General features: G+C 44.5%; 14 protein-coding genes and 1 other RNA gene. 8 read left to right on the plus strand and 7 right to left on the minus strand.

The features are described 5' to 3' along the window. Window positions 1-32: 32 nt before the first annotated feature. From rnpB to trmD, 5 genes are all read left to right on the plus strand, one after another. Window positions 33-429, plus strand: an RNA gene (gene rnpB, locus FEM55_RS10425) — RNase P RNA component class A. Between the two features lie 57 nt (window positions 430-486). Further along, on the plus strand, window positions 487-1,995 hold the full coding sequence (locus FEM55_RS10430) for an OmpA family protein (RefSeq protein ID WP_138281262.1): 1,509 nt from the start codon (window positions 487-489) through the stop codon (window positions 1,993-1,995). Window positions 1,996-2,138: 143 nt separating this feature from the next. Next, entirely contained in the window at window positions 2,139-2,696 is a 558-nt protein-coding gene (locus tag FEM55_RS10435) for a 30S ribosomal protein S16 (protein WP_138281263.1), read from the plus strand. 87 nt (window positions 2,697-2,783) lie between these two features. Then, window positions 2,784-3,344 (plus strand): ribosome maturation factor RimM, encoded by a 561-nt coding sequence (rimM, locus tag FEM55_RS10440; RefSeq protein ID WP_138281264.1) that lies wholly within the window; start codon window positions 2,784-2,786, stop codon window positions 3,342-3,344. Next, the gene (trmD, locus tag FEM55_RS10445; RefSeq protein ID WP_138281671.1) at window positions 3,334-4,008 is read left to right on the plus strand and encodes a tRNA (guanosine(37)-N1)-methyltransferase TrmD; all 675 of its coding nucleotides are present in this window, start codon (window positions 3,334-3,336) and stop codon (window positions 4,006-4,008) included. Before rimM ends, trmD begins: the two co-directional genes overlap by 11 nt. Window positions 4,009-4,229: 221 nt before the next feature. Here trmD and FEM55_RS10450 read toward each other — a convergent pair whose 3' ends face one another. Together FEM55_RS10450 and FEM55_RS10455 are read right to left on the minus strand one after the other, a co-directional pair. After that, window positions 4,230-4,673: a GNAT family N-acetyltransferase gene (locus FEM55_RS10450; RefSeq protein WP_138281265.1), complete on the minus strand. Its 444-nt coding sequence runs from the start codon at window positions 4,671-4,673 to the stop codon at window positions 4,230-4,232. A gap of 49 nt (window positions 4,674-4,722) precedes the next feature. Then, window positions 4,723-5,754, minus strand: a complete 1,032-nt coding sequence (locus FEM55_RS10455) for an RluA family pseudouridine synthase (RefSeq protein ID WP_138281266.1) — start codon at window positions 5,752-5,754, stop codon at window positions 4,723-4,725. A gap of 41 nt (window positions 5,755-5,795) precedes the next feature. On the opposite strand from FEM55_RS10455, the gene FEM55_RS10460 reads away from it, so the two are divergent. After that, window positions 5,796-6,692, plus strand: a complete 897-nt coding sequence (locus FEM55_RS10460; protein ID WP_138281267.1) for a 1-aminocyclopropane-1-carboxylate deaminase/D-cysteine desulfhydrase — start codon at window positions 5,796-5,798, stop codon at window positions 6,690-6,692. Here the strand turns inward: FEM55_RS10460 and FEM55_RS10465 are convergent. The 3 genes from FEM55_RS10465 to rfaD form a co-directional block, all read right to left on the minus strand. Continuing rightward, on the minus strand, window positions 6,685-8,955 hold the full coding sequence (locus FEM55_RS10465) for a monovalent cation:proton antiporter family protein (RefSeq protein WP_138281268.1): 2,271 nt from the start codon (window positions 8,953-8,955) through the stop codon (window positions 6,685-6,687). The genes FEM55_RS10460 and FEM55_RS10465 overlap by 8 nt on opposite strands. A gap of 109 nt (window positions 8,956-9,064) precedes the next feature. Further along, entirely contained in the window at window positions 9,065-10,510 is a 1,446-nt protein-coding gene (gene sufB / locus FEM55_RS10470) for a Fe-S cluster assembly protein SufB (RefSeq protein ID WP_138281269.1), read from the minus strand. Window positions 10,511-10,677: 167 nt separating this feature from the next. Continuing rightward, the gene (gene rfaD, locus FEM55_RS10475) at window positions 10,678-11,643 is read right to left on the minus strand and encodes an ADP-glyceromanno-heptose 6-epimerase (protein ID WP_138281270.1); all 966 of its coding nucleotides are present in this window, start codon (window positions 11,641-11,643) and stop codon (window positions 10,678-10,680) included. Window positions 11,644-11,830: 187 nt separating this feature from the next. On the opposite strand from rfaD, the gene FEM55_RS10480 reads away from it, so the two are divergent. Beyond that, entirely contained in the window at window positions 11,831-12,250 is a 420-nt protein-coding gene (locus FEM55_RS10480) for a 6-pyruvoyl trahydropterin synthase family protein (RefSeq protein WP_138281271.1), read from the plus strand. 295 nt (window positions 12,251-12,545) lie between these two features. After that, the gene (lpxB, locus tag FEM55_RS10485; protein ID WP_138281272.1) at window positions 12,546-13,655 is read left to right on the plus strand and encodes a lipid-A-disaccharide synthase; all 1,110 of its coding nucleotides are present in this window, start codon (window positions 12,546-12,548) and stop codon (window positions 13,653-13,655) included. A 253-nt stretch (window positions 13,656-13,908) separates the two neighbouring features. On the opposite strand, the gene FEM55_RS10490 is transcribed toward lpxB, so the two are convergent. Both FEM55_RS10490 and FEM55_RS10495 read right to left on the minus strand, forming a co-directional pair. Continuing rightward, window positions 13,909-15,159, minus strand: coding sequence for an asparagine synthetase B (locus tag FEM55_RS10490; protein WP_138281273.1), 1,251 nt, complete (start codon window positions 15,157-15,159; stop codon window positions 13,909-13,911). 233 nt (window positions 15,160-15,392) lie between these two features. Beyond that, window positions 15,393-17,105 (minus strand): hypothetical protein, encoded by a 1,713-nt coding sequence (locus FEM55_RS10495; protein ID WP_138281274.1) that lies wholly within the window; start codon window positions 17,103-17,105, stop codon window positions 15,393-15,395. Window positions 17,106-17,118 lie beyond the last annotated feature (13 nt).

A 17,118-nucleotide genomic window follows, 5' to 3' on the forward strand; every position in this document is an offset into this window, starting at 1 on the left:
GAAAGTATTTCTTAGCTTTGTGGCCAGAGGAAAGGATAAGCTGTCCTACCGCCACGGTTTTTACCGGGGAGGAAAGTCCGGGCAGCGCAGAGTACCGTACTTCCTAACGGGAAGGCAGCAAACCGGTGACGATTTGCTGACAGCAAGTGCCACAGAAAAGATACCGCCTTGGCATGTTTTTTATGTATCAGGGTAAGGGTGAAATGGTGGAGTAAGAGCCCACCGCTCTCTGGGTAACCATTGAGGCAGGGTAAACCTTACGGGCTGAAAGATCAAATAGGTGTCAGTTTGCGGAGTTACTCGCTCCCGTTTCTAACGCTGGCACGGGTAGATCGTTAGAGATTCCGGGTGACCGGAATCCCGGATAAATGGTAGGAACCTTTTAGTTTGTAAAAGATACAGAACCCGGCTTACAGGCTTGTCCTTTTTTCTGTTTTGAATTAATTAAATACAGTGAATAATTGAATCACATAACTGGTGTTTCCCATGAAGAAAAAGAATCTTTACGTTGCTTTAATTTGTTTGTCCCTGCTGAGCCTGGATACGTTTGCCCAAAACAGAACGTACGACGGGCCCAATAAAATGAATACCTGGTCCATAACAGGATATGGAGGGATCACAAAATTCTTCGGAGATTTAACGCAGTACGACGGCTTCAAACGCGGAGACAATGAAAAACTGACCGGTGGCTGGGGATTATCAGTAAACAAACAGCTTTCCCCTATATTCGGTCTTCAGATCGTCGGCTACAACGGACGCCTTCAGGGTTCCAAAGATTCACGCGTCAGTTCTCTGACAGGTGATGTTTACAGTGCTACATTCAACAGCCCGTCATTTGTTCAGGTTTCCCTGGATGGAACTGCCAACATCAGCCGCTTGCTGTTCGGCTACAAAAAACTTCGCAGATGGAAAGTTGACGCGCATTTGGGAGCTGGTATTATTTATTACCACACCGATGTAGATTATGTTAACATAACCAAAGGAATAAGCGGCAGCTTCTCAACCAACACGGACAACAGTTCCAAGACAGCCGGTGAGTGGGAACGTAACGGATCTACTTATACTCGTGAATGGGTTGTTCCAACAGGCTTGGCCATTCATTATGAGCTTTCTTCACGCTTTGACCTTGGCATTGACTACACACACAATTTTGTAAATACAGAAAAGCTTGATGCAACGGTTGGTGATTTGAGCGATTATACTTCACAGCAAGGAATCTGGACATTTGCAAGAGGAGAATCAAGAAACGATTCTTACGGTATGCTGAACCTTGCATTGACTTACAAACTGGGTAAAAATGCAGTGAGAGCCAAAGGAGGCAAATACGATGCTGCAAGCGGCCGTTATCACCTGCGCTGGACGAATCCGCAATCTTTGATTCCGGTACCTTACAATCCAACGATGAGCGATGCTGACTCCATTGCAAAAGCAGTGATGCCGGATCCGGTTGATCCACGTCTTTATACGGATTCTGATGGTGACAGTGTTGCCGACCTTTTTGACAAAGAGCCGAACACACCAAGCGGAAGTGTTGTTTCAGGTGGCGGTGTTGCCATGGATCTTGATAAAATCATCAGAGATGCCATTAAAAACAACCTTCCGAAAGACGAATGCGAAGCATTGTTCAGCAACATTGAATTTGATACAGATAAAGCAATTATCCGTGACCCTTCGAAAGAAACATTAAGCAAGGTTGTTGAGCTTCTGAACCTGCGTACAAACTGCCGCATTGTTCTGGTAGGACACACGGATGCACGTGCTTCTGACAGCTATAACGTAGGGCTTTCACGCCGCCGTGTTGATGCAGCCAAAAGATTCCTGATCCGCGCCGGTATTGCAGATCCAAGCCGCATCCTGACTGAGTATTATGGTGAGTATCGTCCGATTGCTGAAAACACCACCGTAGAAGGCTTGCAGTCTAACCGTCGTGTGGAAATCAAGATTCTTCCTAACAACACATTGCGTTCTACCTATCCTGCCGGTTTCCGCCGCTAGGATTCAGAAAATACTTTTTGCAAAAGGAAGGCATTACATGCCTTCCTTTTTTTGTGCACTGATATCAGTAAAATCAGGAAATTCACTTACCTTTGCACCCTGTTTAATCAAGGGACGAGTTCCCGGTCATAACAAATTCAATAATGGCAGTTAAAATAAGGTTAGCGCGTCGCGGACGCAAAAAGAAAGCGATCTATGATATCGTAGTCGCAGATGCCAGAGCACCACGTGATGGTCGCTTCATCGAAAAACTGGGTGTTTACAACCCTGGAACAAATCCTGCTTTCATCGTTCTGGAATCAGACAAGGCAGTTGACTGGCTTCTTAAAGGTGCCCAGCCAACAGATACAGCCCGTTCCATTTTGCAGCATGAAGGCATATTGCTTCGCAAGCACCTTCAGGTTGGTGTTATCAAAGGTGCAATTACGCAGGAAGTTGCCGATTCACGTTTTGAAGAATGGAAAGGTTCAAAAGCAGACCGCAAGGCTACTGCTGCCGATACCTTGACTCAGAAAAAAGATGCTGAGAAATTTGCCAAGCTGGAAGCTGAGCGTAAGGTAAATCAGGCCCGCGCCGAAGCAATTGCTAAGAAAAACACACCTCCTGCTGAAGAAGCGCCTGCTGGCGACGATGCAGAGGTTACAGACGAAGTTTCTGATGAGGCCGCAGCAGATGCGCCGGCAGAAGAATCTGCTGAATAATTTGCTTGAAAATACATTTTTATGGGTCTGTCGGTTTACCGAACAGACTCATATTGTTTTTATACCATATATAAACATTTCATTCTCGTGACACAGGATAATTGTTATTTGCTGGGTTATATCGTAAGAACACACGGAACCTCGGGCAATGTTGTTATTTTTCTGGATGTGGATTATCCGGAAGATTATGAAGAACTTGACGCCGTTTATGTCGAGATCAAAGGAGAGCTGGTTCCTTATTTTATTCAGAATTTCAATCTTCAGAAGCAAGGAAATGCAATCGTAAGCTTTGAAGATGTAAATACGATTGAAAAAGCACAGGCGCTTGTCGGAACTTCGCTTTACCTTTCTCTGGATGAGCTGGAAGAGCTTGATAACGAAGAATTTTATTATCATGAAATCAAAGGCTTCACAGTTGTGGATGAAAACAAAGGTGAACTCGGGATTGTAAGAGAAGTATACTCGCTGAATGGCCAGGATCTGATTGCTATGGATTATCAAGGAAGTGAAGTGCTGATACCCACTGCAGAAGATATTGTTTTAAGAGCCGATAAAACAAAGCAGCAGCTGATCGTCAATCTGCCAGAAGGCCTGCTGGAAGTTTACTTAGACAACAATTCAGATAATACTCCGGATGATGCGGATTGACATAGTTACCTGCGTTCCGAGCCTGCTTGACAGCTTTTTTGCGCATTCCATTTTAAAAAGAGCACAGCAGGGCGGATTCGTGGAAGTTGTGATTCATGATATCAGAGACTATTCGGTCAACAAGCACCGTACCATTGACGACTATGCTTTTGGCGGTGGTGCCGGTATGGTGCTGCAGATAGAACCTATTGCCCGTTGCATCCGTAAACTGCAGAGCGAGCGGCAGTATGATGAAGTTATTTATCTGACGCCTGATGGCGAGCTGATGCAGCAAAGAATGGTTAACCAGCTATCCTTGAAAGGCAATCTGATCCTGCTTTGCGGCCATTACAAAGGGGTGGATCAGCGGGTCCGTGACTTGTTTGTAACCAGGGAAGTGAGTATCGGAGATTATGTGCTTTCTGGCGGGGAACTGGCTGCGGCCGTACTTGCTGACGCCATCATCCGTTTATTGCCGGGCGTGCTGAATGATGAAACTTCTGCATTGACAGATTCTTTCCAGGATAATTTGCTTGCACCGCCCGTTTACACCAGACCTGCGGATTTTGAAGGAAACAAAGTGCCGGAGATCCTGATGTCCGGGCATGAAGTCAAAATTGAATCCTGGCGCCACGAGCAATCTCTCCAGCGGACAAAAGAAAGAAGACCGGATTTGCTGGAATGATTAGCTATTAGCGATTGGCTTTTAGCTAATAGCTATCACACTACCTTTAAAGCTGATTCAAATGTATTGCAATAAATTAATACGATAAAAAAAGCTTTTAAGGCCAGCAATCAACTAAAAATGATTTTCCATCAAAAGCTAAAGGCTAAATGCCAATAGCAACAAATGACCATCAATGACAAAAAATAATCATCAATGACTTCCCGCCAAAAGCCAACACCCTAAAAGTCCAGACTACAGTTAATCCATTCATTGTCAAAGTTCGTTCCGTACTTTCTGTAAAAGCCTACGGCGGAAGTATTCCAGTCGAGTACTTGCCATAACATGCCGGTACAGCCTGTTTGCTTTGCCGCTTTAACGGTTGCATCAAAAAGTATCTTGCCGATTCCGTTTCCGCGCATGCTTTCGGTAACAATGATATCCTCCATGTACAATCTCTTTCCTTTCCAGGTAGAATAGCGAAAGTAATAAAGCGACAGGCCGACAATCTTTGAATCTGCTTCTGCTACAAAGAAATCGTACAATTTCTCATTGTAGTCACGCGTCATTTTCTCAACGTTGTTGGAAACCTGATTCAGTGCTTTTTCATAAGTCGCCAGTTCTTTTACCAGTTCAAAAACGGAGGGTATATCTTCAGTTGTTCCTTGTCGGGTTGAAATTGTCATATGTCATTTTTATTGTTAAAACCGGCAAAGGCCAGAAATATACTATCTGCTACGGATGATTTACGTAGTTTTCCCACTTATCCAGAATCGCCTTGAAATTTTCGGGTAGTTCCGTATCAAACTGCATCCATTCTTTGGTTGTGGGATGGACGAAACCCAGTGATTTGGCATGCAATGCCTGGCTTGGAAGCAGACTGAAACAGTTTTCGACCATTGCCTTGTAACTTCCGCTTGATGCGCCGCGGAGGATTTTATTTCCGCCGTAAGTGGTGTCATTGAAAATCGGATGACCGATATACTTCATATGAACGCGAATCTGGTGCGTACGGCCGGTTTCCAGTTTGCATTGAATCAAAGAAACCTCGCGAAGCCGTTTCAAAACTTCATAATGCGTTACGGCATGCCTTCCATGACTGCCATCCGGAAATATATCCATTACTTTTCGGTCTTTGAGATTTCTTCCGATGTGGCCGGTAACCATTCCTTTGTCATTTTTAGGTTCGCCCCAGATGATGGCATTGTATGTGCGTTCTATGGAATGGTCGGAAAACTGTTTTGCCAGAAATGACATGGCAAATTCCGTTTTGGCAATCACCAGCAATCCCGATGTATCTTTGTCGATCCGGTGAACAAGCCCCGGCCTGATGTCGCCGTTGGTTCCCGTCGGCAATTGCTTGAAATGGAAAGCCAGTGCATGTATCAGCGTTCCCGACCAATGCCCGAAAGCCGGATGTACAACCATTCCGGTCGGTTTGTTAACGATCAGCAGCGCGTCATCCTCATACAGGATATTTAACGGAATGTCCTCCGGAATAATTTCGGTATCACGCGGCGGCTCAGGAAGGGAAAGCGTGATAATATCATACGGCTTTACTTTATAACTGGCTTTTTTGGCCTGCCCGTTTACGCGTACAGCCTCAGCTTCAATGCCGTTTTGTATTTTTGTCCGTGAAGCTTTCGCAACATGAATGCTAAGGTATTTGTCCAGCCTGATTGCGCTCTGACCTTTGTCAATAACGATTCGGTAATGTTCAAACAAATCATCTTCTTCAGAGGTAATTTCAACGTTATCTTCGGACATTTTTCGATTTTAATTTACTATTGGCAAAAATATCAAATTTAGTGGATTTACTTGGCCCTACGACACCGACTCCTCTGCAGGAACTTTCCGGCAAATTCACCGAAGAAGCAGGAATCCGACTGTTTATCAAACGCGATGACCTTATTCATCCGACTGTTTCAGGCAATAAATGGCGGAAACTCAAATACAGTTTAGTAAAGGCAAAAGCGGAAAATAAAAGCACTTTGCTGACATTCGGAGGCGCTTACTCCAATCATCTGTACGCAACGGCAGCTGCCGGAAATGCACTCGGATTCAGAACAATCGGGATTGTAAGAGGCGAGGAGCTGGCTGAAAAAGAAACGCCAACACTGAAATTCTGCCGTGAACAGCATATGCAGCTGCATTTCGTTTCCAGACAGGAATACAGGCAAAAACATTCTGAAGAATATTTGTTACAGCTATCCGGACAGTTTGACTTTCCTTTTATCATTCCGGAAGGCGGAACTTCGGGCCTTGCGTTAAAAGGGGTTGCTGAAATGGTTACGGAAGTACGAAGCCAACTGGCATCTGCACCGGATTTTTTTGCAGTGGCTGCCGGAACCGGCGGTACGGCTGCCGGAATACTTTATGCAAATGCGAATGTACTTGCATTTTCTGCGTTAAAAGGTGGCGGTTTTCTTGAAAATGAAATCCAGGCTTTGCTTGCCGGCTATGAAAACATGGGCAAACTGAAATTATTTACTGATTATCATTTTGGAGGCTATGCCAAATGGAATCCGGAACTTCTTGATTTTATAGAAAGCTTTAAAAATAATCATGGAATTCAGCTTGAACAGGTTTATACCGGCAAAATGTTTTTCGGCCTGTTCGAGCTGATCCGAAGCGGCTACTTTGCAAAAGGAACCGTAATTGTTGCCGTTCATACAGGCGGTTTACAAGGATTACGGATCAAATAACTGCGGAAACTTCGTCGTTACTGTTTGCCGTTTTTGTATTTACATATTCCTTGATGAAATCTTTCTGACCTGCAACCCACAGAACGTCTCCGTCTTCAATAATCATGGAAGCGTCGGGGTTGAGGATTCGTTCGCTGTTCCTTTCCAGACCGACGATCATTCCATGCGTTTTTTCCCGGATGAGGCTGTTACGAATGCTTTTGCCGCGGATGTTATACTCATTTCTGACAACAATGCGTGCAAGTGCAACGCTTTCTTCAGTCGCCAGATATTTGTTGCCGTCAATACTGATTTCCACATGGCCGCGGAAAGAGTCCAGTTGCTCATCCGTACCGATTACCTCGATGCGGTCACATGGATAAAGCACTTCGGTTGGTTTGGGCAAGTAAATGGTTTTGCTTCCGCGTTCAATCAGAACGACATTAATACCGAATTTTTCCCTGATCTTTAATTCCTGCAGACTTTTTCCAATGAGGTTGGAATCCGCGCTTACTTCCAGAAATGCAAAGTGCGCATCCCACGGCAAAAGAATTTTTTTGGATTTGCCGCTTCCTTCCAGCTGGCGCGCATTGAGATTTTGTAAAAACCGGTCTTCAATTTTATGGTAAAATACCTGAAGTCTCTGATAAAAAATACCCATTCCGAGAATCATAATGCCGGCTGCAAAGCTCAAGGCCGTGATCGTTGCAAAAAATGAGTTGAGCAAAAATCCCATGAGCAGAATCGCAATGAGCACTCTTGAAAATTCCAGTAAAAGCAGCGGCCCGCGGCTGTATTTGCGGCTCAGCCAGATTGCAGAATAGGCTTTGCGGTTTGATCTTTTGAATACCAATGCCCATAGAAAAGGGGAAATAAGCAGAAATGTAATTGAAAACAGGACTGCATTCGTGATAAAAGTTTCAGGAATGCGCGTGTGCAGCTGATCGGCAAGCTGCCGGGAAGCCGCCAGTATAATGCCTACGATTACGACAGCATTGAGGATTACCGTTTGAGAGTACGATTTCAATATCTGGTTCCAGTGCGTTGTCTGCCCGATTGTCTCCGTACTTGTGCTATAACGGTTCAGGTATAATTTCCATTTTTCCGGCAATCTTTTTTCCAGCCATTCGGAAAGAGGTTCGGATGCTTTCATCATATATGGAGTTGTAAAGGTTGTAATCACCGATACGCCGACCGCAATGGGATAAAGGAATTCACTGGTGACTTTGAGCGAAAGCCCGAGATTGGCGATGATAAAAGAAAATTCACCGATCTGTGACAAACTCATTCCCGACTGCATGGATTTTTTAAGCGGCTGACCGGATATAATGGCCCCGAGCGATACAAACGTAGTCTTGCCTAAAATGACAACGAAAACCAGAATAGCCGTTGGAACTGCATATTCTGCAAGCAAGCTCGGATTAATCAGCATGCCGACCGAAATAAAGAATATGGCGCCGAAAAGGTCTTTTACGGGTTTCAGCAAATGCTCAATCTTTTCTGCATGCGTGGTTTCTGCCAGGATAGAACCCATGATAAATGCGCCGAGTGCAGCCGAAAACCCGGCTTGCGTAACCAAGAAAACCATTCCGAAACAGAGCGCAATGGAAGTGATCAATACACTTTCGTCATTCATCAGATTGCTGTAACGACGGAGCAGCGTCGGGAAGATAAAGATCCCGCCCAGAAACCAGATTGTAAGAAAGAAAAACAGCTTCAGAATGGATTGCAGCAGTTCATAGCCCGCGAATTGCTGGCTTATGGATAACGTCGACAGCAAAACCATCAGCAAAACAGCTGTTAAATCCTCAATGACCAGAATGCCGAGAACGACTCTTGTAAATTGCTGTGTTTTGATTCGCAGTTCGTCAAATGCTCGGAAAATGATTGTTGTGGAAGAAATGGCGATGATACCGCCCAGGAAAAGGCTGTCCGTTTTGCTCCATCCCAGAAGCTGACCCGTTACGAAACCGGTAACAAGCATCATGGAAACTTCAAAAAGCCCGGTGATGGCTGCAGTATTTCCAACCTTGACCAGTTTTTTAAAACTGAACTCCAGACCAAGATTGAACAGCAGGAATATAACCCCGATTTCAGCCCATATTTCAATGGTCTTTATATCGGTTATGGTCGGGAACAAGTGAAAATTAGGTCCTACAAGTAATCCGGCCAGTATATAACCAAGCACAATAGGCTGTTTCAATTTCTTGAAAATAAGGGTGATGATACCCGCTATTGTGAGTATTAAAGAAAGGTCAACAATCAGTTGCGGAACGTGTGTCATGAAGATATAATGTGAGTGGATAGTTTAATGGAATCAATAAAATACAAAAAGCCTTTGACGAATCAAAGGCTTTTCAGATATAAAGCTGTAAAAAAGTATTTCCGTGAACTTAACCTACGCTACCTTCTAGGCTGATTTCCAGTAACTTCTGTGCTTCCACTGCAAATTCCATCGGAAGCTGGTTCAATACTTCTTTTGCGTATCCGTTTACAATCAGTGCAACGGCCTGTTCGGTCGGAATACCGCGCTGATTGCAGTAAAACAGAATGTCTTCACCGATTTTTGAAGTCGTGGCCTCGTGTTCCACCGTTGCGGACGGATTGCTTACTTCAATATACGGGAAAGTATGCGCGCCGCATTTGTCACCGAGCAAAAGGGAATCGCACTGTGAAAAGTTGCGTGCTTTCTCGGCTTTCTTGAACACCTGAACCAGGCCGCGGTAGGAGTTCTGGCTTTTTCCTGCTGAAATTCCTTTTGAAACGATCCGGCTTTTGGTATTTTTTCCGATGTGGATCATTTTTGTTCCGGTATCTGCCTGCTGCATGTTGTTGGTAACAGCAACAGAATAAAATTCACCGATCGAATTATCGCCTTTCAGGATAACGGAAGGATATTTCCATGTAATGGCAGAACCGGTTTCGACCTGCGTCCATGAAATCTTTGAGTTGGCGCCGTCACAAAGACCACGTTTGGTCACAAAGTTGTAAATACCGCCTTTTCCATCTTTATCGCCCGGATACCAGTTCTGTACGGTCGAGTATTTAACGTTCGCATTTTCATGTGCGAAAATTTCAACAACCGCTGCATGCAGCTGGTTTTCATCGCGCATCGGGGCCGTACAACCTTCCAGGTAACTTACGTGACTGTCTTCGTCGGCAACGATCAGCGTACGCTCAAACTGTCCGGTACCGGCTGCATTGATCCGGAAATAAGTGGAAAGTTCCATCGGGCAACGCACGCCTTTCGGAATGTATACAAAGGAGCCATCGGAAAAAACAGCAGAATTCAGCGCTGCGTAATAATTGTCTTTTGGCGGAACAACCGAACCAAGGTACTTTTTAACCAGCTCGGGATGCTCGCGGATTGCTTCGCTGATCGAACAGAAAATAATTCCTTTTTCTTTAAGAGATTCTTTAAAAGTCGTAAATACCGACTCGGAATCCATGACAGCATCCACGGCAATACCGGAAATCCTTTTTTGTTCATTCAGGGAAATCCCAAGTCTTTCAAATGTATCGCGCAGTTCGGGATCAATGTCTTCGATGCTTTCGACAGCTTTCTTTTTCTTGGGAGCCGAATAATATTTTATAGCCTGAAAATTAACTTCGGGATAATGCACATTCGGCCATTTCGGTTCATTCATGGTCAGCCACAGATGATACGCTTTCAGGCGCCATGCAAGCATCCATTCCGGTTCGTTTTTCTTGGCCGAGATAAACCTGACTATATCGTCATTCAGCCCCATAGGAGCTTCGTCTGCTTCTATATCCGTTACAAAACCATATTTGTATTCTGAACTGGTGATCTCCTCCAACAATTCTTCTTCTTTGCTCATAGTCATATAATTATCGCCATGTGTCTCTATTAACTGTAACACAGGGAAACAGGATAGAGTTTATTGATTGTATCAAAAATACAGAAAAAAGCGGATTTATTCGCGATTTTCCTGTAAATCCGCAATCACGGCCCCATGCAGCCGAAATCCGCTGCCGGGTAAAATGATTAAAGATATGCTCCTGTGGAAAGGTAATTTTTTACATAGTCATGAACACCGTCTTCCAGTGAAGTAAATGGCTGCGTAAACCCGATTGAGCGCAGTTTGCCCATGTTTGCTTCTGTAAAATACTGGTATTTGTCACGGATATCTTCAGGCGTGTCGATGTAGGAAATGTCCGGTGCTTTTTCCATGGCCAGAAACGTGCTGGTGACCAAATCCTTAAAGGTTCTTGCCCGGCCGCTTCCGAGATTGTAAATGCCCGAGTTTTTGCGGTGATGCATCAAAAATATACATACATCCAGCAAATCTTTTACATAAATGAAATCCCGCATTTGCTCGCCGTCTTTGAAATCCGGATTATGCGAGCGGAAAAGCTTCATTTTTTCGGTGGCTTTGATCTGGTTATAAGCGTGAAAAACAACTGAAGCCATGCGGCCTTTATGGTATTCGTTAGGACCGTACACATTGAAAAATTTCAGTCCGGCCCAGAAAAACGGCTTTTTTTCCTGCTGCAAGGCCCAGATATCAAATTCATTCTTGGAATCTCCGTACGGATTCAGCGGCTTTAAGGCAGGGATGGACGATTCGTCGTCGTCATACCCGTTTTCACCCAATCCGTAAGTTGCCGCGGAAGATGCGTACACAAGCGGAATCTGGTAAGCAACGCATTTTTCCCAAATCTGTTTGGAGTAGGAAACATTGAGTTCGTCAAAAATATTTTTGTCAAATTCGGTTGTATCCGTACGTGCGCCGATATGAAATATGAATTCAATAGCACGGTTGTTCCTGTCAATCCATTCGAAAAGCGCATCGCGCTCCACTTTTTCTCGGATCGTTTTTCCATGCAGATTTTCCGCTTTTTCAATTTTTGAAAAATCATCGACTGCAATGATGTTTTTAAAACCATCCCGATTAAGCCGGCTGATAAGCCCGCTGCCGATAAATCCGGCTGCACCTGTTACGATAATCATGCGAGAAAATAGATGTTTAATAAGGTTAATCTGTAAAAAGAATGCCTGAAAAGAACAGTCGGAAATCCCGGTCCGTTCCTAAACTTTCTGTTGAAATAGGATTTTTTTTAGTTATCCTCTTGTTGAACTGCAAAACTACGGATACAAGATGTAATTTTGTACTCTATTTATCAAGTGAAGAAGATTTATGATTTACGTAACAAGAAAAGAGCATTTCAATGCGGCCCACCGGCTTTTTAACCCGGCATGGTCAGAAGAAAAAAATCAGGAAGTATTCGGTCCGTGTGCGAATAACAACTGGCATGGACATAATTTTGAGCTGATTGTTACGGTAAAAGGAAAACCAGATCCTGAAACAGGATTTGTAATCGATTTGAAAGTGCTGGGAAATCTGGTCAAGGAAATGATCGTGGATAAAGTAGACCATAAAAACCTGAACCTCGACGTGGATTTCATGCAGGGCAAAATGGCATCATGCGAAATTTTCGTAACTGAAATCTGGAATATACTGGCACCCGCAATCGCCGAAGCAGCCCCGGAAGCAAAGCTTCACTATATCAAGCTTGTGGAAACACCCAAGAATTTTGTTGAATATTACGGAGAATAGGGCTGGCTTTTAGTCAAGTGTACATGACTTGTTGGCATTTGTATTTAAGTCATGGTTGGTCATTGTAAGTCATGGTTAGTCATCAATTGTAAGTAATTGGTTTTTTTCCTTTTCTTGCAGCAACTGGATTTAATTCTTTATCAATCTTGATTTGTTGGCAATTTGTCTTGGTTGTTAACATTGGTTTGCGTTGGTAAATTTCAACCTGAAATCCATTGTAAAATATTGCTCAGCCACTTGCTTTCAAACTTGCCGCTAATAGTTCTCTGCCAAACAGCCATCAAAACAAATCAGAATGAAATACTACCTTGTTGCCGGCGAGCGTTCGGGCGATTTGCATGGTTCCAATCTCATCAAAGGAATAAGGGAAAATGATCCGGATGCGCAGTTCAGAGGCTGGGGCGGAGACATGATGAAAGCCGAGGGACTGGAACTGGTGAAGCATTACAAAGATACCGCTTACATGGGTTTTCTGGAAGTAATGCTTAACCTTCATAAAATTTCCCGATTTCTGAAAGACTGCAAAACGGACATTCTGAATTACAAGCCCGACGCACTCATCTTGATCGATTATCCCGGTTTTAATCTGCGGATTGCTGCATTTGCCAGAAAAAAGGGTCTGAAAGTATTCTATTATATTTCTCCGAAAGTCTGGGCATGGAATCAGAAACGTGCTCTGAAGATCAAGGAAAATGTGGATCATATGTTTGTGATCTTTCCTTTTGAGACTGATTTTTACCTGAAATACGATTACAAAGTAGATTATGTAGGCAATCCGCTGATGGATGCCATTGCATCATTCCGCCCTGATCCGGAGTTCAGAAGTAAAAACGGAATTCCTGCTCACAAGCCAGTCATCGCATTGCTACCCGGAAGCAGGCAGCAGGAAATAACGGGAATGCTGGACATCATGCTGCGTACTCAGCCGCATTTCCCGGATCATCAGTTTGTGATTGCCGGTGTAAGCAATCTTCCCGCTTCTTTGTATGACAAATATGTTTCGGCTCACCATGCGGTAATAGTTTATGAATCAACTTACGATCTGTTAGCTATTTCAGAAGCTGCATTGGTTACGTCCGGAACTGCAACTCTGGAAACAGCTCTTTTTAATGTGCCGGAAGTCGTATGTTACAAAACGAGTGCCTTGTCTTATGCCATTGCAAAGCAGCTTATCCGTGTGCCTTACATTTCACTGGTTAATTTGATCATGAACAAAGAAACAGTGAAAGAACTCATTCAGAATGAATTGAATGAAGCCAATCTGGTAAATGAACTGAAACTGATTTTGCCTGGCGGAACAAAACATCAGGCGCAAACGAGTGATTATGCTGTTTTGCGGGAGTTGGTTGGTGAATCCGGCGCTTCTGTAAAAGCAGGAAGGTTAATGGTTGAATATCTAAAATAGAAGACAATCGCCAAAGCGCCCCGGAGGGGCATCCTGTTTGTAGCAAAAGTTGCAGGATGTAAGTTTTGCCCCGGAGGGGCATCCTGTTTGTAGATTATTAATTATTTGATATTAAGGAGGCTCCTCCGGAGCCGCTTTTTACAATGTCTTCTAAATCTTGGCTAGAAACAGGGAGCTCCTCCGGAGCCGCTCAATAATGCCTTCAAATCTGGTGCTATAAACAGGAGGCTCCTCCGGAGCCTGCCACCAAATCTCAGGTTTTACGTTTTTTCTTTCTTGCGGAAGGAAACAGGATATTATTCAGGATCAACCGGTAACCCGGCGAGTTGGGATATAAGTTAAGATCCGTAGGCATGCGATGACTACCGCCGCGGCCTTCCGGATCATGGCCGCCATAGAATGTCCATTGACCGCGGCCTAATTCTCCGTAAATATACCGGTCTGAAGAGCTGCTGGTGCCCATGACCAAGACGCCCGGTTTTATGATGCTTTTTGTAAATGCAGTTGTCTGGCCCATAAATTCCCGGATCAGGTTTTCATGATTCTGTACGAGCATGGCAGGAATAACGTCCCATTTGGCAGAAAAGTCGAACAATGAGAAGTAGGCATCGCTTTCACCCCAGTTCCGGTATCGTCCGGAAGAAGAATTGATATCCGAAAAGTTCATTCCGTCATATTCATCCAGCTGTAATTTGAAATTCTGGAATGCAAAGGTTTTCTCAAAATCCAGTTTGGATTGTGCGTCCGGATCAATGCCGTCACCGTCCATATTATCAACGATGTCTATTCCTTCGGCAGCCAGTGCAATGTCGAATGTTTCGGCACCGGAACACATGGCAAACAGAAAACCGCCACCTGCACAGAACTCCTTGATCGATTTGGCAACGGCCAGTTTCATTTGTGATACTTTGGTAAAACCAAAACGGCTTGCAATCGATTCCTGTGCTTTGATGTCCGCTTGCGTAGTGCGGCGTAGATTTTTTCCAAACTGCCCTGTAAAATCTTCATGATGCAAGTGCAGCCAGTCATATTTGGGCAGATCGCCTTTCAGGATTTCTTCGTCGTAAATGACGTCAAACGGAATTTCGGCATATTTCAGGACCAGTAAGACAGCATCTGTATTTTCAAATTCGGCAGGGCTGATCTTGATCGGGGAGTAAACGGCTATTTTTGCCGCTTTATGCAGTTTTACAACATCCATATTGATGTCCGGATTGCTGATCTGGCTGATGATCTGCTGGCTGGCAGCTTCTGAGAGGATTTCATAAGAAATAGCGCGGAGTTTGCATTCATTTTCAACCGATTTGGTATACTGCACCATAAAGCTCCCGCCGCGGTAATTCAGCAGCCAGTCTACATCCGTTTCACCTTTCAGCAGCACATAGGCAAGCCCGTATGCTTTCAGGTGATTGGTCTGCGATTTATCCATCGGAATGAAAATCTGGTTGGCATTGCAAACCTGTGCAGCAAGCACCAGTATGAATATTCTAACGCTTCTGAGCATGACTGTAGATGTTTAGAAATCCGTGGCATCATGAATAGAGGAGGGTTAATCAAATTTAATGAATATTAATAAGATTAGTCGCTGTAATTGAGGTATTTCAATGTATTTTTTAATAAAAAAAACGGGTACCCTGAAAAGTATCCAGGCACGTAGATACAGCATCGTTAACGCATTCGGATTTACGCTTTGAAATACCCTGTTTCAAACGACTGTCTGTGGTATTAACTGTCGTTTCAAGAAAAACGGACGACGTGCCGGAAAGGAGTGAAGCCCGTCAGGTAAACCGTTGGCGCGTCCATTGCGGGCAGTGCGCCGCGTAAAGAAATATTTTTATGTGAACCCGTTCCATGGCCGAAAGTGATTGTATCTTTTTGAACACTGTAACTTCCGGCACCGCTTTTCAAAAGCCAGGCGTCTTTGGTATTTTCTATTTTTGAAATTCCGGTAAATGTTCCGCCGGCGCGGAATATCAGTTCAAGTGCCACCGGAACGCGTTCCGTTCCGGAAGTTGCTATTTCCACTTCCATCCCGTTTTCTGTTTCCCTCACCAAAACCTTTGTTTCCAGCAGCTGAATTTCACTTTGCGGCCTGACATTCCTGGGCATTTTGTCCCAGTCACCATCATCCGGAAGCTGTTCTTTTGGATAAGGCTGAAAGTACGGTCCTTCCAGTTTCTGGGTCAGTTCCCATACATTGCCGTGCTGAACTATTTTTTCAGCCTGAAACTGACCTTTCCCGAAAAACGACGAAGCAAACCGCATTCCCTGTAAAACGGCGTTGCCTTTCATGAATGTAAACCAAACGGGATTGTTGGCAATCAACGTGCAGTCCCGCTCATTTCTTCTGATTCTGACAAGCCCCGAGTTCGGGAAAGTGCGTATGTAGTTCAATGGCAGCAGTTTTGTAGCCGGAAGTTCATTCCATAAGGAAGTATCCGAAAGAAAATAGTCCAGAAATCCGCCAATTTTGAGCCCGGCCGTTTTTTCAATCATTTCGCACATGGCCGCATATTCCCCGTTCTGATCTTTTAACGCCAGATAACGGTACGGATAATAGTAGTTTTCAAGCGTTCCGATTACGGCTTTGTCCTGCCTTCCGGAAGCATCTGTAACGATTTCACCGTTCGGATGAACATAATACATCGTCATATTCAGATTTTTACGTACTGCGTCCAGCAATTCGGGTTTGTTCAGACCGTTGGCAATGGTAATCAGCAGCCTGTCAGTCAGCGAAGAATAGATAAAAGTGCTTTTTTCATTGTACTGTCCATCTTTGTCAATATCAATTTTTTCGGCAAGCCATTGTTCTGCCCTTGCCGTGTACGCTGGATTGGGCCAGCGTTCGTTCAGTTTGGTCAATGCAGCAGTTACAACCCAGCGGTGATTGGGCGTATGAATTCCGCCTGTGCTCAAAGCGGTGCCGGCACGGAGCAGGAATGTCTTCAGGTTTGCCAGTACTTTTTCCACGTCCGCTGTTCCGGACTTGTCCAGCAGCGTATAGGCCATTGCAAGCCTTTTAACCAGAAAGCCGGTGTCAGGCGTGGAGTGGAAATTGGTAGATAAAAGATCAATGGTTCCATCTTCATGCTGCGTCCTGATCAGATAAAGTACAGCCACATTGATTTCATCAAGCAGTTGTGCCGATTTGTAGAACCGGGACGAAGAAGAAAAAAGCGCGCAGGCGCCCCATTGGATCAATGCAGCCGTGCTATGCGGGTTTAGGATGTCAAAGGCATCCATCAGGCCGCCAAAGTCCTTGCTGTTTGTGTCCTTCACCTGCAAAGACCTGAGTGATGCAACGCCGAGATCGTTCTGCTGAACCAAGGCTTTTAACCACAAAGGTGCTTTTTCATCATTGGTTTTCACCGGTACAAAATGCGTTGCCGGCAATACGGGCAAGGCACAAAGTACAGCTGCGCTGCTTTTAACAAATCCTCTTCTGTCCATGAAAGTTTTTGGT

This window comes from Dyadobacter sediminis (genome assembly GCF_005860765.1).
Taxonomy (GTDB): Bacteria; Bacteroidota; Bacteroidia; order Cytophagales; family Spirosomataceae; genus Dyadobacter; species Dyadobacter sediminis.